At 70.3% G+C, this 22,045-nt stretch carries 20 protein-coding genes; 3 read left to right on the plus strand and 17 right to left on the minus strand.

Translation table 11 applies throughout. The annotated features are described in order from the left end of the window. Positions 1-9: 9 nt before the first annotated feature. From ACEN9J_RS35235 to ACEN9J_RS35285, 11 genes are all read right to left on the minus strand, one after another. Positions 10-993, minus strand: a complete 984-nt coding sequence (locus tag ACEN9J_RS35235) for a quinone oxidoreductase family protein (RefSeq protein WP_413765662.1) — start codon at positions 991-993, stop codon at positions 10-12. Next, a complete protein-coding gene (locus tag ACEN9J_RS35240) occupies positions 983-2,590 on the minus strand; it encodes a class I adenylate-forming enzyme family protein (RefSeq protein WP_413765663.1) in 1,608 nt (535 codons plus the stop codon). Before ACEN9J_RS35240 ends, ACEN9J_RS35235 begins: the two co-directional genes overlap by 11 nt. Position 2,591: 1 nt before the next feature. Next, positions 2,592-3,305, minus strand: coding sequence for an SDR family NAD(P)-dependent oxidoreductase (locus tag ACEN9J_RS35245; protein WP_057593525.1), 714 nt, complete (start codon positions 3,303-3,305; stop codon positions 2,592-2,594). Then, positions 3,302-4,429 (minus strand): glycerol dehydrogenase, encoded by a 1,128-nt coding sequence (locus ACEN9J_RS35250; RefSeq protein WP_413765664.1) that lies wholly within the window; start codon positions 4,427-4,429, stop codon positions 3,302-3,304. The genes ACEN9J_RS35245 and ACEN9J_RS35250 overlap by 4 nt, the downstream gene beginning before the upstream one ends. After that, the gene (locus ACEN9J_RS35255) at positions 4,426-5,415 is read right to left on the minus strand and encodes a transketolase family protein (RefSeq protein ID WP_413765665.1); all 990 of its coding nucleotides are present in this window, start codon (positions 5,413-5,415) and stop codon (positions 4,426-4,428) included. Before ACEN9J_RS35255 ends, ACEN9J_RS35250 begins: the two co-directional genes overlap by 4 nt. Further along, positions 5,408-6,256, minus strand: a complete 849-nt coding sequence (locus tag ACEN9J_RS35260) for a transketolase (protein WP_057593523.1) — start codon at positions 6,254-6,256, stop codon at positions 5,408-5,410. Before ACEN9J_RS35260 ends, ACEN9J_RS35255 begins: the two co-directional genes overlap by 8 nt. Positions 6,257-6,282: 26 nt before the next feature. Continuing rightward, positions 6,283-6,999: an ABC transporter ATP-binding protein gene (locus tag ACEN9J_RS35265; RefSeq protein WP_057593522.1), complete on the minus strand. Its 717-nt coding sequence runs from the start codon at positions 6,997-6,999 to the stop codon at positions 6,283-6,285. Next, entirely contained in the window at positions 6,980-7,726 is a 747-nt protein-coding gene (locus ACEN9J_RS35270) for an ABC transporter ATP-binding protein (protein WP_413765666.1), read from the minus strand. Before ACEN9J_RS35270 ends, ACEN9J_RS35265 begins: the two co-directional genes overlap by 20 nt. After that, on the minus strand, positions 7,723-8,763 hold the full coding sequence (locus tag ACEN9J_RS35275) for a branched-chain amino acid ABC transporter permease (RefSeq protein ID WP_296726515.1): 1,041 nt from the start codon (positions 8,761-8,763) through the stop codon (positions 7,723-7,725). Before ACEN9J_RS35275 ends, ACEN9J_RS35270 begins: the two co-directional genes overlap by 4 nt. Further along, positions 8,763-9,656, minus strand: coding sequence for a branched-chain amino acid ABC transporter permease (locus tag ACEN9J_RS35280; RefSeq protein WP_057593520.1), 894 nt, complete (start codon positions 9,654-9,656; stop codon positions 8,763-8,765). The genes ACEN9J_RS35275 and ACEN9J_RS35280 overlap by 1 nt, the downstream gene beginning before the upstream one ends. A 92-nt stretch (positions 9,657-9,748) precedes the next feature. Beyond that, positions 9,749-11,023, minus strand: coding sequence for an ABC transporter substrate-binding protein (locus tag ACEN9J_RS35285; RefSeq protein WP_208510692.1), 1,275 nt, complete (start codon positions 11,021-11,023; stop codon positions 9,749-9,751). Positions 11,024-11,167: 144 nt separating this feature from the next. Here ACEN9J_RS35285 and ACEN9J_RS35290 point away from each other — a divergent pair, with 144 nt between their 5' ends. Beyond that, positions 11,168-11,602, plus strand: coding sequence for a PaaI family thioesterase (locus ACEN9J_RS35290; RefSeq protein WP_296726504.1), 435 nt, complete (start codon positions 11,168-11,170; stop codon positions 11,600-11,602). Between the two features lie 19 nt (positions 11,603-11,621). On the opposite strand, the gene ACEN9J_RS35295 is transcribed toward ACEN9J_RS35290, so the two are convergent. Both ACEN9J_RS35295 and ACEN9J_RS35300 read right to left on the minus strand, forming a co-directional pair. Further along, positions 11,622-13,136, minus strand: coding sequence for a tripartite tricarboxylate transporter permease (locus tag ACEN9J_RS35295; RefSeq protein ID WP_261206032.1), 1,515 nt, complete (start codon positions 13,134-13,136; stop codon positions 11,622-11,624). Positions 13,137-13,147: 11 nt separating this feature from the next. Continuing rightward, positions 13,148-13,636, minus strand: coding sequence for a tripartite tricarboxylate transporter TctB family protein (locus ACEN9J_RS35300; RefSeq protein ID WP_057593516.1), 489 nt, complete (start codon positions 13,634-13,636; stop codon positions 13,148-13,150). Between the two features lie 238 nt (positions 13,637-13,874). Between ACEN9J_RS35300 and ACEN9J_RS35305 the strand changes: the two genes are divergently transcribed. Beyond that, positions 13,875-14,291 (plus strand): MarR family winged helix-turn-helix transcriptional regulator, encoded by a 417-nt coding sequence (locus ACEN9J_RS35305; RefSeq protein ID WP_057593515.1) that lies wholly within the window; start codon positions 13,875-13,877, stop codon positions 14,289-14,291. Between the two features lie 157 nt (positions 14,292-14,448). Beyond that, positions 14,449-14,688 carry a hypothetical protein gene (locus ACEN9J_RS35310; protein WP_216087275.1) on the plus strand — a complete coding sequence of 80 codons (240 nt, stop codon included), beginning with the start codon at positions 14,449-14,451 and terminating at the stop codon, positions 14,686-14,688. A gap of 20 nt (positions 14,689-14,708) precedes the next feature. Here the strand turns inward: ACEN9J_RS35310 and ACEN9J_RS35315 are convergent, their stop codons facing one another. The 4 genes from ACEN9J_RS35315 to ACEN9J_RS35330 all read right to left on the minus strand — a co-directional run bounded on the left by ACEN9J_RS35315 (position 14,709) and on the right by ACEN9J_RS35330 (position 21,859). Continuing rightward, positions 14,709-17,936 carry a hypothetical protein gene (locus ACEN9J_RS35315; protein ID WP_261206033.1) on the minus strand — a complete coding sequence of 1,076 codons (3,228 nt, stop codon included), beginning with the start codon at positions 17,934-17,936 and terminating at the stop codon, positions 14,709-14,711. A gap of 114 nt (positions 17,937-18,050) precedes the next feature. Then, complete coding sequence (locus ACEN9J_RS35320; protein ID WP_296726451.1) at positions 18,051-19,889, minus strand: ATP-binding protein; 1,839 nt, start codon at positions 19,887-19,889, stop codon at positions 18,051-18,053. A 3-nt stretch (positions 19,890-19,892) separates the two neighbouring features. Then, complete coding sequence (locus ACEN9J_RS35325; protein ID WP_413765667.1) at positions 19,893-20,531, minus strand: response regulator transcription factor; 639 nt, start codon at positions 20,529-20,531, stop codon at positions 19,893-19,895. A 119-nt stretch (positions 20,532-20,650) separates the two neighbouring features. Next, on the minus strand, positions 20,651-21,859 hold the full coding sequence (locus tag ACEN9J_RS35330) for an ABC transporter substrate-binding protein (protein WP_296726443.1): 1,209 nt from the start codon (positions 21,857-21,859) through the stop codon (positions 20,651-20,653). Positions 21,860-22,045: the final 186 nt, after the last annotated feature.

The following is a 22,045-nucleotide window of genomic DNA, read 5'->3' on the forward strand; positions in this document are numbered from 1 at the left end:
CGAGTGGATTCAAGGCAGCAGCACCAGCGAGCCGGTGGTGCCGCGCGACTGCAGCGCCTCGTGCGCCTGCGCCGCTTGCCGCAGCGCAAAGCGCCCGCCGATGTGCACCTGCAGGGCGCCGTCGGCCACCAGGCCGAACAGCTCGTCGGCCGCACCCTGCAGGTCGGGATGCGTGCGCACATAGGCGAACACGCCCGGCACGGCCACGCCGATCGAACGCGCAGGCCCGAGGTCGGCCAGGGCCACGTTGGGCAGGCCCTCGGCCGCCTGGCCGAGGTTGACGACTTGGCCGAATGGCTTGACCACGCGCAGGCAATCTTGAAAGACCGTGCCGCCGAGGCCTTCGAACACCGCATCGACACCGGCGCCATCGGTGAGCGCCCGCACCGCCTCGACGAAGGGCTGCTCGCTGCCCACGATGACCGCATCGCAACCCTGGCATCGCGCCTGCTCGGCCTTCGCCGTGGAGCCGACCACGCCGATCACGCGGCAGCCCAGCCGGCTTGCCCACTGCGTGAGCAGCGAACCCAGGCCGCCCGCGGCCGCATGCACCAGCACGGTCTGGCCGGGCTCCGGCCGCGTCACCTTGCGCAGCAGCATGTGGGCGGTGAGCCCCTGCAGCGTGACGGCGGCCGCCTGCTCGTCGCTCACGCCATCGGGCACGCGCAGCACATGCCGCGCCGGCAGGTTGCGCAGCGTGGCGTAGCTGCCCACCGGCGGGCATGCGTACGACACGCGCATGCCCGGCGCCAGGTGGGTCACGCCCTCGCCCACGGTCACCACGCTGCCGGCGGCCTCCACGCCGAGCGCGCCGGGCAGCGCCGGCAGCGGAAACACGCCGCGGCGGTGGTAGGTATCGAGGTAGTTGATGCCGATGGCACTCTGGCGGATCTGCACCTCGCCGGGTGCCGGCGGCGGCACCTCGATGGGTTCGCACACCATCGCTTCGGGCCCGCCGTAGGCGTGGATTCGAACCGCGTATTCAGTCGACATGGGCATGGGCTTTCGTGGCGGCGAGCAGTTGCTCGCGCAGTTCGCGTTTCAGGATCTTTCCCATCGGGTTCTTGGGCAGGGCTTCGAGCACATGCCATTGGCGTGGCGTGGCGAAATCGGCCAGCAGGCCGGCGCAGTGCGCGCGCAGCGCCGCCGTGTCGAGCGCCACGCCGGGCCGGGCCACCACGCAGGCCGCGATGTCCTCGCCCAGGCCCGCGTGCGGCACCGCGACGACGGCGGCCTCGGCCACCCCGGCGAAGCGGTAGATCGCCTCCTCGACCGCGGCCGAGGCGATCTTCAGGCCGCCCCGGTTGATGATGTCCTTCTTGCGATCGACGAAGTGCAGGTGGCCTTCGTCGTCGATGCGGCCGATGTCGCCGGTGCGCACCCAGCCGTCGACGAAGGCCTCGGCCGTGGCCTCGGGGTTGCGCCAGTAGCCCAGCGCGGCCGAAGGACCGGAGAACACGATCTCGCCGCTCTCGCCTGGTGCCGCCGGTTGGCCGTCCTCGCCGATCACGCGCACCGCGCAGCCGGGCTGCGCCACGCCGATGCAGCCCGCCTTGCGCGGCAGGAACCACGGCGCGAGCACCGTGCCGGCCGGGCCGGTCTCGGTCATGCCCCAGATGTGGACCTGGTCCACCCACGGCAGGTGGCGGCGGAACTTGGCGATGACCTCGGCCGGCATGGCCGCGCCGCCGTAGCCGAGCCGGCGCACGCGCGAGAGGTCGTAGGCCGCGTTGGGGTACTCGTCGATCATGAAGTTCAGCGGCGAGGTCACGCCGTGGTAGACGGTCGTGCCCTCGGTCTCGATCAGCCGCAACCGGCCCGCGTTGTCGAGCACGCTGGGCTCCAGCACCGCACCGGCGCCGCTGACCCAGGCCGCCATGCAGGCCATGTTGAGCACCGAGCTGGTGTAGACCGGCCAGGCGCCCTGGTAGGTGTCCTGGTCGGTGAGACCAACCGCGCCGCCAATCGCATGACCGCAATAGAGCTGGCTGCGGTGGCAGTGCGTGACGGCCTTCGAGCGCGCCGTGGTGCCCGAGGTGAACAACAGAACGCTGGGGTCCTCGGGGCGCGCCACCTCGGGCAGGACCGCGGCATGGAACTCGGCCTCCGGTTCGGGCCAGGTGTCGGCGGCCGCGGCCGGGCCGTCCAGCAGCAGCACCCGCGCGACGGGGTACAGCGCACCCACGCGTGCGGCCTCCGCCCGCATGCAGACGACGAAGGCGGGCTCCACCAGCGCCAATGCGTGGCGCAGTTCGTCGTCGGAGGCGCGCACGTTCAGCGGCGAGACGATGGCGCCGAGCCGCCAGCAGCCCAGGGCCGTCAGCACGGCCTCGCGCACGGCCTGGTTGGAGACGAACAGCGCGACGCGCTCGCCGGCCTTCAGGCCGCGCGACGACAGGCCGCGCGCCATCGCTTCCATGCGGATCACCAGCTGGGCGTAGCTCAGCCGGTCGCGGTGGCCTCGATGGCTGTGGGCCGACAACGCCAGCTTGAAGGGCGCCTGGGCGGCGCGGCGCCGCAGCAGCGCGGGCACGGTCAGGCCGTGCAGTTCGCCGTAGCGGTTCAGTTCATCGGCAGGTCGCACGTCCACCTCACGCAATGCTGTAGCCGCCATCGACCGGCAGCGTCACGCCGGTGATGTAGCCGGCGTCGTCCGATGCGAGGAAGGCCGCCGCCTTGCCGATGTCGCCCGGCTGGCCCCAATGGCCCGCCGGCAGGCGCTTCAGGATGGGGCCGGCGCGCTCGGGATCGCTGAAGGCATTGACCGACATGCGTGTGTCGATCCAGCCGGGCGCGATGGCATTCACGCGCACGCCCTGCGCGGCGTAGGCGACCGCCAGCGCGCGTGTCAGCGCTTCGACCGCCCCCTTGCTGGCCGAGTAGCCCGGATTGCGGCCCGAGCCGAAGCGGCTCCACATCGACGCGAAGTTCAGGATGCTGCCGCCAGCGGCGGCCAGCGCGGGGCGCAGCAGCGTGCACGCCAGCTGGGTGCCGTGCAGGTTCACGTCGACCACGCGCCGGAAGCCCTCCACCGTGTGCTCGCGCTCATCGTGCAGGATGATGCCGGCCGCATTGGCCAGCAGGTGCAGCCGCGGCGTGCGCCGTGCCACCGCGCCCAGCGCCTCGGCATCGGTGATGTCCATGCGCTCGAACTCGATGCCCGAGCCCTCCAGGCCGGGCTCGGTGTCCAGGCCGAGCGCCAGCACGCGCCAGTGGCGCCGGCGCAGTTCGAGGCCGGTGGCCAGGCCCAGGCCGGTGCCGCCGCCCGTGATGATGGCAAGGCGATCGTCTTGCGCGTGTGTCATGCGTTCTCCAGGGATTGCGAAGGGGACCGGTCCGCCAGCGCTTCGAGCCCGCGCATGGCGGCCACGAAGTCCGATGCGCTCAGCGGCCGCTCGAAGTGCTTCAGGTGCGGCGCCGTCATCGCGCCGTCGGCGATCGTCCGCAGCACGTCGTCGGTGGCGGGGACGTCGAAGCCTTGCAGGCTGGTCGCCAGGCCGACCGCACGATGGAAGTCCAACTGCTGCTGCATGAAGTCCTGCGGGCGGCGCTCGAGCATGAACTGCACCAGCAGTCCGTAGCCGACCTGCTGGCCATGCAGCGTCGCGGCTATCCGCGGCACGCGCGTCAGGCCGCGCGTCATCGAATGCGCGATCGACAGGCCGCTGTTCTCGAACGCGAGCCCCGCCAGCAGCACCAGCGCTTCCGTCAGGTGCTCGAAATGCATGTCGGGCGAGCCGGCCTGCAGTGCGGCCAGCCCCGGCACGGCGTGCTCGCGAATGGCCCGTTCGCAGGCGATGGACAGCTGCGCCGCGGCCAGCGTGTTGCGCCCGCCGAACAGGTTCAGGCCATGGGCGCGGCGCGCCTGCTCGCCCTCGTACAACTTGCACAGCGCGTCGCCGATGCCGGAGACCAGCAATGCACGCGGCGCGCGCACCAGCACCTCGGTGTCCACGATCACCGCATCGGGGTTGCGCGGCAGGTGCTCGACCGATTCCATCCGGTGCTCATCGTCGTAGTACACGAAGGACTCGCTGCAGGGCCCGTCGTTGGAGGCCGAGGTCGGCAGCACGACCAGCCGCGCGCCGAGCTCGCGCGACACCGCCTTGCCGGCATCCACGCCCTTGCCGCCACCGGCCGCCAGCACCACGTCCGGCGCGTCGGTGCCTCGAGCCTGCCGCACCAGCCCCTGCACCATGGCGCGCGTGACATCGCCGCGCACCTCGAGCCACGGAACCGCCATGCCTTGCGCGCTGCAACCCGCATCGACGGCCGGGCGCAGCAGGCCGGCGACGATGGCGTCGCACACCAGCACGGGCCGGCGGCCCAGGCGGCTCACCACATCGCCCACCAGTCCCAGCGCGCCGGGGCCCTGGTAGTAGCGGTGCGCCGCGCCGAACGCGCGGATCGCCTGCGGGTTCGCGCTCATGCCAGCCATGCCGTCACGCGTTCGACGATGCGCGCCTTGCTGAGGCCGTACTTGTCCAGCAGATAGGCGTGCGAGCCGCATTCGGTGAACTGGTCGGGAATCGCGATCTTCAGCAACGGGCGGTGCTGGCCGGCCTCGTACAGCGCGTCGATCACGAGGGAAGCCAGGCCGCCGCTGGCGACATGGTTCTCGCAGACCACCAGGCGTTTGACGGAGGCGGCGAACTCGACCAGGCCGGCCGCGTCGAAGGGCTTGATCGACGCGGTGTGGAACAACGAACTGGCGATGCCGCCTGCCGCGAGCTCGCGCTGCGCATCGATGACGCGCTCGGTCATCGATCCGGTGGAGACGAAGCCCACGTCGCTGCCGCCGGCCACCACATGGCCCTTGCCGATGCGCACGCGATGCGTCGCGGGATCGAACACCACGGGCACGTTGGCGCGCAGCAGGCGGCTGTAGACGGTGCCGGGGATGTCCACGGCCATCTCGGCGATCTGCGCCATCTCGGTCGCGTCGCACGGGTCGAGCACCGTCATGTTCGGGATCGCGCGCATCAACCCCAGGTCCTCGTTGGCCTGGTGCGTGCCGCCATAGCCGGAGGCCAGGCCGGGGTTGCCGGCGAACATCTTCACGTTCTCGTCGCTGTGCGCGCAGGCGATCGCGAGGAAGTCGTAGGCGCGCCGCGTGGCGAAGGTGCCGTAGGTCGTGCAGTAGGCGACCTTGCCGGTCTTCGACAGCCCGGCCGCGGCCATGACCAGCGCCTGTTCGGCCATGCCGACGTTGAAGAAGCGCTGCGGGTACTTGTGGCGGAAGTCGTGTACGTCGGTGTACTTTCCGAGGTCGGCTGTCAGCACCACGAGTTCGGGATGCCGCTCGGCGGCCTTCAGGGTTCCGATGGCGAACGGCGCGAACTGCGCGGGACGGCCGACCACGGCCTCCGATTCGCTCATCGCGAGCGTGCGCGAAGGGACAAGGGTCTCAGGCATTCTCGATCTCCAGTTCGCGGGCGACGTCGTCCCATTCGTCGGCGTCGATGCGCACGAAGTGCGCGCGATCGCGTTGCTCGATGCGGCGGATGCCGCGGCCGGGGCGGGTGCGCATGACCACGGCCTTGGGTTTGCCCTCGCACAGGCGCGCCCAGGCCAGGGCTTCCAGCAGCTGTGCGAGATCGTTGCCGTCGATCTCGCGCACGGCCCAGCCGAAGGCGGCGAAGCGGCCCGCGACGGGCTCGATGTTCACGACCATGGGCCCGTCGGCCTGGATGCCGTTGCAGTCGATCCACGCAACCAGCCTGTCCAGGCCGAAGCTGGCGGCAGCGGTGGCTGCTTCCCAGGTCGAGCCTTCCTGCAGCTCGCCGTCGGACAGCTCGACATGGATGGCCGACTGGTGGCCGTCCAGCCGGTAGCCCAGCGCAGCACCGGTGGCGATGCCCAGGCCGTGGCCCAGCGAACCGCCGGTCATCTCCACGCCGGGCACATGGCCCTCCATCGTGCTCATCTCCAGCGGGCTGCCGTCGGCGCCGTAGCTGGGCAGGCTGGCCGCGTCGATGAGCCCGGCCTCGGCCAGCACGGCCCACATCGCGATCGAGTAGTGGCCGGTGGACAGGTAGAAGCGCTTGCGGTCGGCGCGCGTGAAGTCCAGGTCGTCCGCGCTGAACTCGTGGAAGTAGAGCGCGGCCAGGAAGTCGGCGATGCCCAGGCCCTGGCCCAGATAGCCCTGGCCCTTGCCGCGTGCCTGCACGACCATCTTTCGGCGCAGGGCCAGGGCCTTGGCCCGCAGCCTCTGCACATCGGCCGCCTCGTCCGGCGGGTTCGGTCTCGCGTTCATGAAATGTGTGCTCCTTGCGTGGTGGTTCAAATGCCGAGGTAGGTGGCGCGCAGGTGGCCGTCGGCCAGCAGCTCCCGACCGCTGCCCGACAGGGCGATGCGGCCGTTCTCCAGCACGTGGCCGTGGTCCGCCATCTGCAGCACCTTGAAGACGTTCTGCTCGATCACGAGCACCGTGACGCCCAGGTCGCGAATGCGCCGGATCGACTCGAAGAGCCGGTCGACCATGATGGGCGCCAGGCCCAGCGAAGGTTCGTCCAGCGCCAGCAGCCGCGGCTTGGCCATCAGCGCGCGGCCGACCGCCACCATCTGCTGCTGGCCGCCCGACAGCGTGTTGGCCGCGAGCTTCTGGCGCTCTTCCAGGATCGGGAACAGCGCGAAGACTTCCTTCAAGGTCTGGTCGCGGACCTCGCGCGCACGTGCGTTGTGCGCGCCGATCAGCAGGTTCTCGCGGATCGACATGCCGCCGAACAGCTGCTTGCCTTCGGGCGACTGCACGAAGCCCTGCCTGACCACTTCGTAGGGGGCCAGGCCCTGCAGCGGCGAGCCTTCGAGCCGGATCTCGCCGGCCTGCGGCTTGATCAGGCCGGAGATGGTGCGCAGCAGCGTGGTCTTTCCTGCGCCGTTGGCGCCGATCAACGCGACGAGCTGGCCCGGGGCGATGGACAGGTCCAGCCCGCGCAGCACCGACACGTCGCCATAGCCGGCCACGAGGCCCCGGATCTCAAGCGCCGGCGTCGACATAGTCTTCTCCAAAGTAGGCCTTGAGCACCGCGTCCTGGCGCACCACGTCGGCCGGCAGCCCGTCGGCGATCAGTTCGCCCAGGTTCATCACGATCACGCGGTCGGACAGGCCCATGATCACTTTCATCACGTGTTCGATGATCAGAACCGTGACCCCGCGGTCGCGCACCTTCTTGATCAGCTCCACCATCACCATGGCTTCCTGCGGTGTCGCGCCGGCCACCACCTCGTCCATCAGCAGCAGGCTGGGTTCGGTCGATAGCGCACGGCCCAGTTCGACCTTGCGCCGCTCGAATGCGGTGAGGTTGTCGGCATCCGTGGAGGCCAGGGCCGACATGCCGAGGAAGTCCAGCAGTTCGTCGGCCTTGCTCAGGCTGCGCGCGCGGTCGCGCGTCTTGACCAGGCTGCCCACGACGAGGTTCTCGCGCGCCGTCATGCCGCCGAAGGGCTTGGACAGCTGGAAGGTGCGCGCCAGCCCCGCGGCGCAGACGTCCCAGGGCTTGCGGCCGCTGATCCGCCGCCCGTCGAGCTCGATCTCGCCCTCGTCCACGCCGACGAAGCCGGCGATCATGTTGAAGGCCGTGGTCTTGCCTGCGCCGTTCGGGCCCAGCAGCCCCAGGATCTCGCCGCGCCGCAACTGGAAGGACAGGCCCTTCACGGCCTGCACGCCGCCGTAGCGCTTGGAAATGCCGCGCACCGAGAGCAGGATGTCGGAACCCGTGCTCATCGCGTGCTCCCGCCGCGCAGCAGCCAGGTCCCCAGCCGCTTGATCGGATCCCACAGGCCCTTGGGCAGGTACAGCACGGCCAGGATCAGGACCAGCCCGTAGATCACGAGGTGCAGCCCGATGAACTGGCCGCCCAGGTAGCCGCGCGTCACCTCGGCGAGCGGCGCCAGGAACGCGGCGCCCACCAGCGGACCGAACACCGTGCCCTGGCCGCCGATGATGGCCATCAGCGCCATGTCGATGGACAGCTCGGTGCCCATGTTGCGCTCCGGGTTGATGAAGCGGATGAACTGCGCGTAGAAGCTGCCGCCGAGTGCCGTCATGAACGCGCTCAGTGCATACGCGCTCAGCGTGTAGCGGGTGGGATTGATGCCCAGCGATTCGGCGGCATCGCGATCACCGCGGATGGCCTTCAGGCACACGCCGAGCCGGCTGCGTTCCATCAGCCACGTCATGGCCGTGATCACCACCACCAGCACGAGGATGATGTAGTAGTACGGCACCTTGCTCTCGAACTGGAACAGGCGCCAGTCGGTGCCGACCAGCGGAACGCGCAGGCCTTCGGCACCCTTGAGCGAGATGCCCATCACCAGGTCGGTGTTCTCGACCCAGATGCGCACGATCTCGGCCACGGCGATGGTGGTCAGCGCGAAGTACGGCCCGCGCAGGCGCATCGTCGGGTAGCCGATGACCACGGCCAGCAGCGCCGCCAGCGCACCGCCGACCAGCATGCCGATCCACGGCGAGAGGCCGAGGCCGGTGAGCAGCAGCACCGAGCAATAGCCGCCCACGCCGCTGAACACGGAGTGGCCGAACGAGATCTGTCCCACGTAGCCGCACATCAGGTTCCAGGCACTGGCCAGGTAGGCGAAGTACAGCACCATGATGGCGCTGTGCAGGAAGAACTCGTCGTGCACGGCCAGCGGCAGCGCGAATCCGGCGAGCAGCAACCCCGCCAGGGCGATCCTGGCGACATGGACGCCGCGGGCCGCGGCCGGTCGAACCGAACCTGCCAGCGCGGAGGGAATGGCGGACATCAGACGCCTCCCTTCTTGCCCATCAGCCCCTGCGGCCGCAGCAGCAGGATCACGATGAACAGGCCCAGCGAGAAGATCGCGGCCGTGGGCGTGGCGACGAACTGCGAGGCCACCGATTCGAAGAGGCCGATCACGACACCGCCGACCAGCGAACCGGCGATGCTGCCGATGCCGCCCAGCACCACGACGATGAAGCTCTTGATGCCGAAGGCCAGTCCGACCTGCGGCGTCACCGGGATGAAGGGCGCGATCAGGCAGCCCATCACGGCTACGGTGGCGCAGCCGAGGCCGAAGGTCAGGTTGTAGATGCGGGCCACGTCGATGCCCGACATGGCGGCCGCGTCGCGGTTCGAGGCCGTGGCGCGCACCGCCCGTCCCAGGTCGGTGCGGCCCAGCCACAACGACAGGCCCAGCGCCATCAACAGCGGCACGGCGGCGGACACCAGGCGCAGCGTGTTGATCGGGAACTCGCCGAGCATGATCGTCTGCACGGCGATGCCGGAGCTGGCCGAGCGGACGTTGGGGCCGAAGGCCATCAGCGCCAGGTTGTCGATCAGGATGTAGACGCCGGCGGTCAGCAGCAGCGCGCTGATGGGCTCGACCACCAGGGCACGCTCGCGCCGCACCAGCGGGGCGATCACCAGCGCCTGCACCGCATAACCCAGCGCGAACATGGCCGGTGCCGCCACGGCGATGCTCAGGTAGGGATCGAGCCCCAGGCGCTGCTGCAGCCAGAAGGCCGTGTACATCGCCAGCATCAGGAACGAGCCGTGCGCGAAGTTGACGATGCGCATGACGCCGAAGATCAGGCTCAGGCCGAGGGCGATGCCGCCCAGCATCGCGCCGACCAGGATGCCGTTGATGGCGGCATAGCCAAGTACAAACCAGTCCATGGGTAGACCTCAGGAGATGTCGGACGAACTTCTCCGCGCACGCGCTCCCCGCCCTGTCTCGCGCCAGGGAGGCGTGCAGGAGAACGAGGGGCTCAGTTGTTCGCGCGCTGCGCCCAGCCCGGAACGGGCCAGACGGGCTTGGTGCCCGCCGCCCGGTTGGCCAGCGGCCACACCGTGCGGCGCTTGCCGTCGATGTTCTCGGAGATGACGCCGTGGGCGAAGGTGTTCTGGCCCTGCTCGTCGAACTTGATGCGCTGGTAGCCGGGGAACAGCGCGGGCCCGGCGCTGATGTCCGTCGCGGACAGCGCATCCCGCAGCGCCTGGCGCTCGGCGCTCTTGCCGCGCTCGAGTGCATCGGCGATCACGTAGACCGCCGACAGGCCCTGCGAGACGTAGGCGCTCATGCCATAGCCGAGCAGTTCGCGCGTGCGCTTGTCCGCCGCGTGCAGCAACGGATCCTTGTTCACTTCGAGCGCGTCGACCTGCCAGTCCTCCTGCACGAAGTAGTAGGCCACCGACTTCGGTGCGACCGTCGCGTAGAAGCTCGGGTCCTCGGTGCCGCCCCCCGCCGAATGCACGCCGAACGGAAGGTCCAGCCGCTGTTCGGCCAGCTGCCGCGTGAAGAGCAACTGGTCGGGCGTGTACAGCGCGAGGATCAGTGCGTCGGGCTTGGCGGCGCGGATCTTCAGCAGCTGCGAGGTGAAGTCGACCTGGTTCGGCGGCGCGGGCTCGTCGAGCACGATCTCCAGCCCGTACGAGGCCGCCATCTTGCGCACGTTGGCGACGTGCGAGCGGCCCCAGTCGCCGCCTTCATAGAACAGCGCCACGCGCTTGACCGACTTGCCGGTCTCCTTCGCGAGGAGCGCCATGGCCTCGAGCTGCTCCCGCGCATCGTAGGTGGCCTTGTTGTTGATGCGGAACACGTACTTGAAATTGCGCTCGGTGATCTCGTCCTTGACCGCGCCCACGGCAACCCAGGGGGTCTTGTTGCGCTCGGCCAGTTCGGTGGCGGGGAAGGTGACGGCGCTGTTGAACGCGCCGCACAGCACCGCGACGTTCTCGCGCTGGATCAGCCGCTCGGTTTCCGAGACCCCCACGTCGGCCTTGGATTGCGAGTCGCCGAAGAGGGCCTGCAGCTTGGCGCCGCCCAGCGACTTGATGCCACCGGCCGCGTTGACCTGCTCCACGGCCGCGATGACGCCGGCGCGCGTCTGGTTTCCAACGGCGGCCGACCCACCGCTGAGCGGTAGTACGCAACCCAGTTTGACCGTGGTCTGAGCCACGGCGGTTCCGGCCAGGCCGAGGCCCAGTGCCATCGCCATCAGCCATTGGCGACGGCCCGTCGATTGCCTTGAAAGTCCACTCATGCTTGTCTCCGCTTTGTGTTGATCGCGTGCAGAGTGTGGACATCCGGCCAGGCTTCACCGGCGGAAAAGCGGTGCATCGTTCACTATGTGAACATGTCAGAAACCCTGAGTCGCCGGCGGCACGGTCGATCGCACCATCGCGCCATGCGCATCGACTCAACGGTTCCCCAAGGCTTCTTACCCTCCGACCTCGACGAGGGATTTCTCGTGCACGTGGGCCCGCTCTACATGCGGCCGCATCGCAAGGAGTCGCGCGAGTTCGTGCTGGCGTTGCGGGCGGGCGCGCAGCATGCGAACCGCTATGGCGTGGTGCACGGCGGCCTGCTGGCCACGCTGGCGGACACGGCCATCGGCGCCAACCTCGCGCGCACGGGCGCCGGCTCGTCGGTCGACACCACTCTGACCGTCAACCTGACGCTGAACTACATCGCGGGGGCGCAGGTCGGCGACTGGATCGAAGCGCATGTGCGGCTCGTGAAGGGGCATGGACGGGTTCGCTTCGGCGAATGCGACGTGGTCTGCGGCGAGAAGCTGCTGGTGCAGGCCAGCGCTTCGTTCTATGTGCCGGCGCCGCGCTGACGCCAGGCGCCCGGCGGACTCACCCCTCCTCGACGAACGCCTCCTCGCGCTTCGAGCGCACCGCCGGCGACAGCACGATCACCAGCAGCAGCGCCGCGCCGATCAGCAGCCCGGCCGAGATCGGCCGCGTCGCGAACACGCTCCAGTCGCCACGCGACAGCAGCAGCGCGCGCCGCAGGTTCTCTTCCATCATCGGCCCGAGGATCAGGCCCAGCAGCAGCGGCGCGGGCTCGCAGCCCAGCTTCAGGAAGGCGTAGCCGACGATGCCGAAGAAGCCCACCATCCAGACGTCGAAGGTGTTGTTGTTGGTCGAGTACACGCCGATCGCGCAGAACAGCACGATGGCCGGGAACAGCCAGCGGTAGGGGATCGACAGCAGCTTGATCCAGATGCCGATCATCGGCAGGTTCAACACGATCAGCATCAGGTTGCCGATCCACATCGAGGCGATCAGCCCCCAGAACAGTTCGGGGTTGCTGGTCATGACCTGTGGGCCCGGCTGGATGTTGTGGATCGTCATCGCGCCCACCATCAGCGCCATCACCGGGTTGCCCGGAATGCCAAGCGTCAGGAGCGGAATGAACGAGGTCTGGGCACCGGCATTGTTGGCCGACTCGGGGCCGGCCACGCCGCGGATATTGCCCTTGCCGAAGGGAATCTCGCCTGGCTTGAGGCTGAGCTTCTTCTCGAGCGTGTAGGAAGCGAAGGCCGACAGCAGCGAGCCGCCGCCGGGCAGGATGCCCAGCGAGCAGCCGAGCGCCGTGCCGCGCAGCACGGCCGGGATCATGTTGCGGAAGTCCTCCTTGGTGGGCATGAGGCCGTGCAGCTTCGCCGTGAAGACCTCGCGCTCCTCCTCGGGTTGCGAGAGGTTCGCGATGATCTCGCCGTAGCCGAAGATGCCCATCGCGATGGCGATGAAGCTGATGCCGTCGGTGAGCTCGGGAATGTCGAAGCTGAAGCGCGCCACGCCCGAGTTCACGTCGGTGCCCACCAGGCCCAGCAGCAAACCCAGCATGATCATGCAGATGGCCTTGATCAGCGAGCCCGAGGCCAGCACCACCGCGCCGATCAGGCCCAGCACCATCAGCGAGAAGTACTCGGCCGGGCCGAACTTGAAGGCCAGCTCGGTCAACGGCGGCGCGAAGGCGGCCAGGATCAGCGTGCCCACGCAGCCCGCGAAGAACGAGCCCAGGCCGGCCGCGGCGAGCGCGGGCCCTCCCCGGCCCTGCCTCGCCATCTGGTGACCGTCGATCACGGTCACGACCGAGGAGGATTCCCCGGGCAGGTTCACGAGGATCGCGGTGGTCGAGCCGCCGTACTGCGACCCGTAGTAGATGCCCGCCAGCATGATGAGCGCGGCCACGGGCGGCAGCGCGTAGGTCGCGGGCAGCAGCATCGCGATGGTCGCGACGGGGCCGATGCCGGGCAGCACGCCGATCAGCGTGCCGAGCAGGCAGCCGATGAAGGCGTAGACCAGGTTCTGCAGCGTGAAGGCCGCCGCGAAGCCGATGGAGAGGTTGTTGATCAGGTCCATGGCGCTCTTCCTCAGCCGCTGATGAAGGTGGGCCAGACCTGGAACTGCAGGCTCAGGCCGACGATGAAGGTGAGGTAGCTGCCGATCGCGAGGATGGTGCCGAGGATCAGCGCGGTGCGCATCGAGAAGCGCGGCCCCGCGACGCTCGCGACGGCGACCAGCGCGTAGATCGCCGCGATCAGGCCCATGGCCGGCACGCCCCAGGTCGGCAGGCCGCCGAGCAGCACGCCGAACACCAGGTTGGCGCCGATGATCAGCAGCAGCGGCTTCCAGGCGATGCGCCCGACCGGCTCGCCGCCGGCCGCGCCGAAACGCAGCGAGCCCGCCAGCACGACGGCACCGCCGATCGCCAGCAGGATCCCCAGCACGAGCGGGAAGTAACCCGGGCCCATGCGCGCCCCGCTGCCGATGGTGTAGTTGGTGGCACCGATCGCGAAGGCCGCGCCGACGCAGATGAACATGATTCCAGACAGAAAGTCCTTCTGGCTCTTGATCTTCATGGATGAGGAGGAGGGAACGCCGCGACCTTCCGCGCCGAAGGACGCGGGCGGGGCGAAGCGGGGGTGTTGTCGACAACGGACGCCGGGGCGTTCGCGCGGAAGAACCGGTCGCCGCCTCGCGGTCAGCTTCCGATCAGTTTCATCATGCTATGACATGTTTTATGTCACAGCATGAGTGATTACCCTCTGGGCCCGCGCAACGGCTGATACATTGCGGTCTCCTTTGCCGATCCCGCCCATGCCGACTTCCTCCAGCCCGCTCCAGAAGCAGCGCTTCGAAGCCCTCTCCGATTTCCGCTACACGCTGCGCAGCTTCCTGCGCTTCAGCGAGGACGCCGCGCGCGAGGAAGGCATCACCGCGCTGCAATACCAGCTGCTGCTGCACACGCAGGGCTTTCCGGGCCGCGACTGGGCCTCGATCGGCGAGCTGGCGGAGCGCCTGCAGGCGCAGCCGCACGGCGTGGTGGCGCTGGTGTCGCGCTGCGAGGAAGCGGGCCTGGTCGTGCGCAAGCCCAGCGCCGTCGACCGGCGCCAGGTGGAGGTGCACCTGCTGCCCGCGGGCCGCAAGAAGCTCGCGCGGCTCGCGACCGAGCACGCGGGGCAGCTCGCGACCCTGGCCGAGGTGGTGCGGCTGGCGAGCAGCCTGCGCGACTGAGGCCGCGGGCCGCCGTCTTGTAACAGCCGGCATCGTGCGCGGGCCGGTCGTTAAAATCCGCGACTTTCCTTCAATCCCCTCTTTCGCATCCACCATGCTCCTTCGCTTCCCCGCACGCTCCGCCCTCCTCCTGTGTTCGCTGCTTGCCACCGCCGCCGTGCGGGCCGAACCCGCCGACGCGATGGAGATGGCCGAACGCTATGCGGATGCGGAGCACTGCATGGAGCGGATCATCGGCAAGCGCTGGGAGATGCGCTATGGCGTGGAGCTCGCGCGCAACCAGTGGGGCGCGCTCGAGCCCACGGGCCGCTCGATGGACAGCGCGCCGCAGGCGATCCGCATGGCCGACATGAGCTGCCGGCGCGAACTCAGCATCGAGCGCCAGCCGCGGCCCTGAGCCGCGCGCCCCGCGTTCAATCAAGGCAGGTAGACGGACCAGCCGGCCTGCGTGCCCTGCGCCCCCGGCGCATGCGACCACAGCAGCATGGCACGCGGTGAATCGGGCGCCAGCCAGGCGATCGGCGCGAAGTGCTCGCCGACGTTCGAGGCAGCGATCTGCGTGACCGCGCCCCACGCGAGCGTGTCGTGCCGGAACTGCCGCGCATGGATCCTGAGGCCCACGCCCGTGCCGTTGCCCAGCACGTTCTCGGTATAGGCCCAGGTCAGCAGCGCATCGCCGCGCGCGTTCATGCGCAGGTCGAAGCTGCTCATGTCGACGAAGCCGTTGCTGCCCGCGGCGCGCGGGTCCAGCTGCTGCGGCGCGCTCCAGGCCTGGGTCGCTGCCGAGAAGCGGCTGCCGTGGATCGGCGCGTTGTTCATCGGCAGGTTGGCGCCCACGCAGGTGCCGCAGGGCCACGCGAGGATCGCGTTGCCGGCATCGTCGGCCACCAGCTTCGGCGCGACGTAGGCCCCGAGGCGGCCGGCCGTGACGAAACCGTGCGGCGTCCAGCGCGTATCGGCCGGGCCGAGGCTGTAGACGTCGATCTCCTGTCCCTGGCTGTTGCTGTCCACGGGCACGGCCTGCCAGGCGCGGCCCGTGCCGTCGAGCGCGAACGCGGGGTAGTCGGCTGCATTGGGCCCGGGACCGGACCAGAGCGTCCATTGCTCGGTGGACAACGCATAGCGCGCGGCGCGCACCGTGCCGTCGAGGTGATGCCAGAAGGCCATCGCGTCGCCGCGCGAGTTCACCGCGAGCTGCAGCGGCATGCGATAGGTATCGCGCTCGAGCGACGCGATCGAGCTGCCGAGCGTGCTCGCCGCTTCGAGCAAACCATCGGACAGCCGCAGCCGGCGCACCCGCACCGTGCTGCCCAGGCTGTCGTGCGTGCTGGACCATGCGATCAGCGCCTGGCCGCCCGAGCGCTGCACGCGCGCCTGCTGCCAGGGGAACAGGCCCATGCGTACGCTCTCGCCGAGATCGGCGCCGTCGTCGAGCCGCCGCGCGGCGCTCCAGGCCGTGCCGCCGTGATGGCGCATCCACAGGCGCGGCATGCCGTTGATGATCTCGACCCAGACGGCCACGGCACGGCCCTGGTCGTCGGTGGCGATGCCCACGGGCGCCGCCTGCGCGGCCTCGGCGACCGCCGCGATCGGCTCGGCCGGATCCCAGGCGCCGGACGCCGCGCGGTAGCGCGTGGCCCAGACGTTGCGGCCGCCGTCGCTCAGCAGGGCCCAGGCATCGCCGTTGCCGTAGCCCTGCAGGGCGGCATCGCCGTAGTTCCACGGCGCGGCATCGAAGGGCGCGCGAATCGTCGCGCCCGGGCTCCAGCCCTGGCCGCTCGGCGGCGCGATCACGGTGAGCGTGACGGCCGCGGCGTTGGCATTGCCCGCGCTGTTGCTCACAGCGAGGTCGAGGCTGCTGCCGCTCCAGGCCGCCGGCACGTTGCCGAGCACCAGCGTTGCGCTGCCCGCGCCGCTCACGGTGGCCGGGGTGCCGTTGCAGCTGGCGGCCTGCGCGCCGTCGGCCAGCGGCGTGCCGTTGCGGCGCCACCGGTGCTGGAGCGGCGCGGTGCCGCTCGCGGTAGCGCTCAGGGTCACGCTGGCGCAGGCGACGATCGACAGCCCCGGCGTTGCCGAGATCGCACCCACCGTGGGTGCCTGCGCGGCCGAGGCCACGCGCAGCACGGCCTCGCTCGACACCGCGCGCCCGCCGCTGTTGGTCGCCACCGCGTAGAAGCGCGCGCCATCGTCGGACAGCTGCGTGGCCGGCGTGGTGTAGGTCGCGCCGGTGCCCACCTGTTGGTCGCCGCTCGCCTCCACGCGGAACCACGCGAGGGTCGGCGCGGGCCGGCCGCTGGCGGTGACGGTGAACGAGGCTGTCTGCCCCGCGACCACCGACAGGTCATGCGGCGCCTGCACGATGGCCGGCGCGATCGGCCCGGTGTAGTCGAGCCGCACCACGTCCGAATCGATGCAGTTCAGCGTGAGGCCGCGCGCGTTGCAGACCCGGGCCCTGATCAGCGCACCATGGTCGGCCGCCTGCACATTCGCCACCGAGAAGCTGGTGCCGGTGCCGACGTTGCGCCAGCTCGCGCCCGCGTCGTCGCTGCGCTGCCACTGCACGAACAGGCTGTCGGGCGCCGTCGCCGCCACGCTGAAGCTCGCCGCCTGGCCGGCGCCCGCCGTTGCATCCGCGGGCTGGCGCGTGATGACCGGTGCCGCCACCGGCACCGGAATCGCCACCGTCACGGCGGCCACGCCGAAGGGATGGGGCCAGCCGTCGTAGACGAAGGCCACGTTGGGCGGATAGCCGCTGCGGTGCGTGCAGCTCCAGTCCACGTACAGGCCGCCGGTGCCGTTGAAGCCGTGGTCGAAGGCCACCGGCACGTCGACGCTGCCCGGACCGGCCAACACGCGGCTGGCGATGAAGCTGCGCGTGCCGCGGCCATCGTGGCGCATCAGCCGCAGCGTGATCGGGCCTTCGCACCAGATGCGGTTGGTGCCGGGCTGGTAGGCGATGGCGTTCACCTGCAGGCGCGCGATGCGCGTGCCCGCCTGGTCGATCAGCTTGTACTGCGGCTGGCCCGGCACGGCCTGCGCGGGCAGCAGCGTGTAGCTGCCGAGCAGCGCGCCGCCGAACCACGGCTGGCCGTCGGTGCACTTGTATTCGCAGGCCGCCAGGCCCCACGAGAAATGCGTGCTGAGGAATCGCACCGCGTTGCCGTCCCGCTTCACCTCGTCGACCGGCAGGCCGATCCACGGCTCGCCGGGCTGGCTCAGCAGCACGGGCGGGCTGCGGTCCGCGGGCAGGCCCGATGCATCGATCGGCAGCCGGATCTCCACCGGCAGGTCGAACTGCTGCCCGTGCGGCGTGAAGGCATAAACGGCCGACAGCCGCTGCGCCTCGGCCGGTACGCCGGGCGCGCCGCTGCCGTCGCGCGCAATGCGCAAGGTGACGCGCTCGCGCAAGGCGCCGGGCGGCACGGTGACGCGCACGCCGTCGGGGCCTTCGACCACGCCGCCCTCGGCGCCGAGCGTGGCGCTGCCTTCGGCCGGGGCCGGCGCCGGCGGGACCACCGGCAGGCCGACGCCACCACCACCACCGCCGCCCCCACCGCAGGCCGCGAGCAGCAAGGCGAGGCCGAGCGCGGTGGCGAAACGGGCGACGCCGCGCCGCGATCTGCGTGCCGGCAGGATGGGATGCATGGGCTTCTCCTCGTGCAATGGGTGGACCGCGCCCGAAGGCGCCACCCGCAGAAGTTAGAAGCAAGCCGCGCCAGGCAGTGAGTGAAGAAGGTCATGTGGCGGCGGCCTATGCCTTCAGGCAGAGGCCACCGCCGCGGACCGACCGCTGGCGCGATCGATCACCAGCGCCGACACCAGATGCCGGGCCTCCACCGGCTTGAACAGCACCGGCAGCCCGCTGGCCTGCAGCGCCTGCAGCCGCAGCGGGTCGGTTTCGCCCGTGACCATCAGCACGTGCAGGCCGCCGCCGGCCGCGCGCAAGCGCTGCGCGGCCGCGAGGCCATCCTCGCCGTCGCGCAGCCGCCAGTCGCACAGCGCGGCCTCGAACGGCGCGCCGCCCTCCCCCCGCGCCTCGCGCAGCGCCGCCAGGGCGGCCGCCTCGGTGTCCACGCTCGCGGCCTGCACGCCGAACGCGCGCAGCACCTCGACCATCGCCGCGCGCGCGTCGGCATCGTCGTCGAGCACCAGCACGCGCCGCGCGAGTTCGCCCTGGCCCAGCGGCGGCAACACGGTCTGCCAGGACTGCGCGGCCGCCGCGGCGCTCGCCTTCATCGGCGGCGCCTCGGCCGCGGGCAGCACCAGCCGGAAGCAGGTGCCACGCCCCTCGCGCGTGCGCAGCACCAGCGGATGCGCGAGCAGCGCCGCGATGCGCTGAACGATCGACAGCCCGACGCCGAGGCCGCGCGAGCGGTCGCGCCCGACATTGCCGGCCTGGTAGAACTCGTCGAACACGCGCGCGCGATGCTGCTCGGCGATGCCGATGCCGGTGTCGCGCACCTCGAGCCATACCGCGTCGCCGCGCGGCCGGGCGCGCACCACCACGCCGCCGCGCTCGGTGTACTTGAGCGCGTTGTCCACCAGGTTGCCCAGCAGGCGCTGCAGCAGCTGCGCATCGCTGCGCACCCACAGCGGGCTGGAGCGCACGCGCAGCTCCAGCTCGCGCTGGTTGGCGCGCGGCTCGAACAGGTCGAACACGCGCTCGAGCAGGCCCTGCAGCGGCAAGGGCCGCAGCTCGGTGCGGACCACGCCCGCGTCGAGCTGCGAGATGTCGAGCATCGCGTCGAGCGAGCTATCGAGCGTGCGCACCGCGCCCATCAGCCGGCGCGCATTGGCCTGCGCGGGATGGCCGCCCAGTTCGTGCTCGAGCGCGGCGCCGAACAGGCTGATGGCATGCAGCGGCTGGCGCAGGTCGTGGCTGGCGGCCGCGAGGAAGCGCGTCTTGGCGGCGCTCAGTTCGCGCGCGCGGTCGCGCTCCTCGCGCGCCACGTTCGACAGGTGCAGGTTGGCGTCGACCATCTCCATCAGCGCATGCAGGGTGCGCGCGCGGTCGCGCACGCCGGCCAGCAGCAGGAAGTAGGCAAGCCAGGGACCGAAGCCGATCAGCACGTCGATCGGCGTGCCGCGCAGGAACCAGCCCAGCGACATCAGCAGCGTGGGCGGCAGCGAGAGGCTCGCGAAGGCACGCGTGGAACCGGCCACCCCGTCGGCGCCCACCGAGAGCACCAGGATCAGGATCGCCGAGACCGCCAGCGGCGCGAAGTCGTCGCCCGGCGCCATGAACACGAAGGGCAGGATCGCGCCATTGAGCAGCCCGCCCGCGAGGAAGCCGCGCAGCAGCACCGGCAGCGCCGCGGCGCGCGCGGAAGGGCCCAGGCGCTCGATCCGGCGCCCCTGGCGGCAGCGCAGGAAGGTGACGACAGCCAGCGCAGCGAGCCAGCATGGCAGCGACAGCCGCAGCCCGTGGCGGTAGCCGATCACCGCCACCAGCACGAAGCCCGCATAGGAATAGGGCAGGCGCCGCAGGTAGGCCAACACCTGGTCGGCCTGCCGCTCGCGCACGCGCGCCTCGACGCGGGCCTGCCGCGCCGGATCGGCGGCGGGCAGCCCGAGCGTGTCCAGTCCGTCGCCGCCCACCGCTCAGCCCTGCGCGCCGAGACGGCTGATGAGCTGCGAGCGCGAGCGCATGCCGAAGCGCAGCAGCAGGCTGGTGACGTGGTTCTTCACCGTGCCCTCGCCGAGCGACATCGCTTCGGCGATCTCGCGGTTCGACATGCCCTCGAGCACGTGCCTCAGCACCTGCTGCTGGCGCAGCCCGAGGGCCTGCCCCCGCGCCGTGGCGGGATCAGCTGCATCGGCCGCGTCGGCCAGCGGCGGCACGCCGTCCTCGCGCCAGCGGCGCAGGAAGTGCGCGAGCTCCTGCAAGTCGCCGCCCTTCTGCAGCCACGCCACCGCGCCCATCGCGAGCGCCGCCTGCACTTGCGCCGGTTGCCGGCTGCCCGAGAGCATGGCGATGGTGGCGTCCGGGAAACGGGCCCGAAACTCGGCCAGGCCCGACAGGCCCTGCGTGTCGGGCAGCGCGAGGTCGAGCAGCACCAGGCCGATGGCGCCGCGGTGCCGCTCGTAGAGCGCCATCGCCTCTGCCAGCGTGTTGGCTTCCAGCGCCTCCATGCCCTCGCCGGTGTAGGCGCCGTGCGCCTGCGTCAGCGCGCGAAAGCCCAGGCGCACCAGCGCGTGGTCGTCGACCAGCAGGACGGCGGCTCGGGCGGAGGTGGACATGGCGGCGGGCCCGCGGGAAAAGGGGGCCTCATCGTAGAGGCTGGCGTGCCCTTCGCCAAGCAAGCCCCGGCATGACCTTCGTCATGCCCGAGGTCGCGGGCCGCGCGAGCCGCGCGCGTTCAGCGCTCGATCGTGATGAGCTCCGTCATCGGCTTCCATGACTTGCCATCGAACTGCGCCAGCCGCGCCTGCCGGATCGGGTAGTAGTCGTCGGCGCGGAAGTTGATCTTCATGCCGGGCAGCAGCATGCCCAGTTCGATGTCCTTGAGCCCCTGCACCTGCTTGAGGAAGTTCTCGCGCGTGAGGTTGTCGCCGCAGCGCTCGAGCACCAGCGCCGTGAGCTGCGCGCCCATGTAGGTGTAGACCGAGGTGGTGTCGCCCGGATCGTCGTTGGGCAGGTACTTCTTGAAGAAGGCCAGGTACTCCTGCATCGCCTTGTCGTTGTTCCAGGTCGGGTCCGACGGCGTCTTGAACCAGTAGCTCGACACCAGCCCCACCGAGTTGTCGAGGCCGGCCGGGGTCAGCACGCCGCTGATCGAGCTCGACACGTAGGGCACGATGTAGAACGGCTTCCAGCCGATCGCCGCCGTCTTGCGGATCGCCTGCGCCTGCGCCTTGTTCGAGGTGAAGGCCACCAGCACCTCGGCGCCCGAGGCCTGCAGCTGCAGGATCTGCGAGTCGACGGTCGGGTCGCTCATCTCCTGGCTCACCTCCTTCACGATGTTCGACTGCTTCGAGCCGAGCGCCTTGCGGAAACCGCGCATGTAGGACTTGCCCACGTCGTCGTTCTGGTAGAGCACGCCGATCTTCGCGTTGGGCTTGGACTCGGCGAGGTACTTGCCGTAGATCGAACCCTCGATGTCGTAGGCAAAGGAGAAGGGCACGGTCCACGGCGTGGTGGCGGAGTCATGCAGGTTCGGGCTCGAGGCATAGAAGAACACCTGCGGCACCTTCTTGCCGTTGAGGTACTTCTGCACCGAGGTCTGCGAGGCCGTGCCCATGGAGTTGACCAGCGCCAGGACCTGGTCGGACTCGACCAGCTTGCGCGTGCCCTCCACGGTCTTGGGCGGGCTGTAGGCATCGTCGACCGACAGCAGGTTGATCTTGCGCCCGTTGACCCCGCCCCTGGTCTCGTTGAGCATCTTGAAGTAGGCCACCGACATGCGGCCCACCATCGAATAGGCCGAGCCGGGGCCGCTGTAGGCCACGGTCTGGCCGAGCTTGATCTCGGTGTCGCTGGCGCCGGGGCCATAGGTTTTCTGGGCCTGTGCCGTCGCCGCGGTCGCGAAGGCGGTGCAGGCCACGAGGGCTAGCAGGGAAGCGCGCATGTGTGTGTCTCCTGGTTCCGGGGGATGGTCGTTCTTCGAGCCGGCGCGAGTACATCAAGCGGAGCGCGCGGCGTCTGTCCCCTTGCCGGGGACGCAGTCTCTCGACAGGCCCGCGCCGTCCCCGTCAAGGGGACTGACGAGCGGCGGGAGCGCATCGAGACTCGATGCATTCCCCCACGCCAGGAG

The organism is Variovorax sp. Varisp41, from assembly GCF_047325085.1.
Classification (GTDB): domain Bacteria; phylum Pseudomonadota; class Gammaproteobacteria; order Burkholderiales; family Burkholderiaceae_C; genus Variovorax.

What these genes read in the sequence shown, in the direction of transcription:
- ACEN9J_RS35260 (WP_057593523.1), bottom strand. Translation starts at nt 6,256, where the DNA reads ATGAACGCGAGACCGAACCCGCCGGACGAGGCGGCCGATGTGCAGAGG.
- ACEN9J_RS35330 (WP_296726443.1), bottom strand. Translation starts at nt 21,859, where the DNA reads ATGCGCGCTTCCCTGCTAGCCCTCGTGGCCTGCACCGCCTTCGCGACC.
- ACEN9J_RS35290 (WP_296726504.1), top strand. Translation starts at nt 11,168, where the DNA reads ATGCGCATCGACTCAACGGTTCCCCAAGGCTTCTTACCCTCCGACCTC.
- ACEN9J_RS35255 (WP_413765665.1), bottom strand. Translation starts at nt 5,415, where the DNA reads ATGCCTGAGACCCTTGTCCCTTCGCGCACGCTCGCGATGAGCGAATCG.
- ACEN9J_RS35280 (WP_057593520.1), bottom strand. Translation starts at nt 9,656, where the DNA reads ATGGACTGGTTTGTACTTGGCTATGCCGCCATCAACGGCATCCTGGTC.
- ACEN9J_RS35325 (WP_413765667.1), bottom strand. Translation starts at nt 20,531, where the DNA reads ATGTCCACCTCCGCCCGAGCCGCCGTCCTGCTGGTCGACGACCACGCG.
- ACEN9J_RS35305 (WP_057593515.1), top strand. Translation starts at nt 13,875, where the DNA reads ATGCCGACTTCCTCCAGCCCGCTCCAGAAGCAGCGCTTCGAAGCCCTC.
- ACEN9J_RS35250 (WP_413765664.1), bottom strand. Translation starts at nt 4,429, where the DNA reads ATGAGCGCGAACCCGCAGGCGATCCGCGCGTTCGGCGCGGCGCACCGC.
- ACEN9J_RS35270 (WP_413765666.1), bottom strand. Translation starts at nt 7,726, where the DNA reads ATGAGCACGGGTTCCGACATCCTGCTCTCGGTGCGCGGCATTTCCAAG.
- ACEN9J_RS35300 (WP_057593516.1), bottom strand. Translation starts at nt 13,636, where the DNA reads ATGAAGATCAAGAGCCAGAAGGACTTTCTGTCTGGAATCATGTTCATC.
- ACEN9J_RS35235 (WP_413765662.1), bottom strand. Translation starts at nt 993, where the DNA reads ATGTCGACTGAATACGCGGTTCGAATCCACGCCTACGGCGGGCCCGAA.
- ACEN9J_RS35265 (WP_057593522.1), bottom strand. Translation starts at nt 6,999, where the DNA reads ATGTCGACGCCGGCGCTTGAGATCCGGGGCCTCGTGGCCGGCTATGGC.
- ACEN9J_RS35245 (WP_057593525.1), bottom strand. Translation starts at nt 3,305, where the DNA reads ATGACACACGCGCAAGACGATCGCCTTGCCATCATCACGGGCGGCGGC.
- ACEN9J_RS35275 (WP_296726515.1), bottom strand. Translation starts at nt 8,763, where the DNA reads ATGTCCGCCATTCCCTCCGCGCTGGCAGGTTCGGTTCGACCGGCCGCG.
- ACEN9J_RS35315 (WP_261206033.1), bottom strand. Translation starts at nt 17,936, where the DNA reads ATGCATCCCATCCTGCCGGCACGCAGATCGCGGCGCGGCGTCGCCCGT.
- ACEN9J_RS35295 (WP_261206032.1), bottom strand. Translation starts at nt 13,136, where the DNA reads ATGGACCTGATCAACAACCTCTCCATCGGCTTCGCGGCGGCCTTCACG.
- ACEN9J_RS35285 (WP_208510692.1), bottom strand. Translation starts at nt 11,023, where the DNA reads ATGAGTGGACTTTCAAGGCAATCGACGGGCCGTCGCCAATGGCTGATG.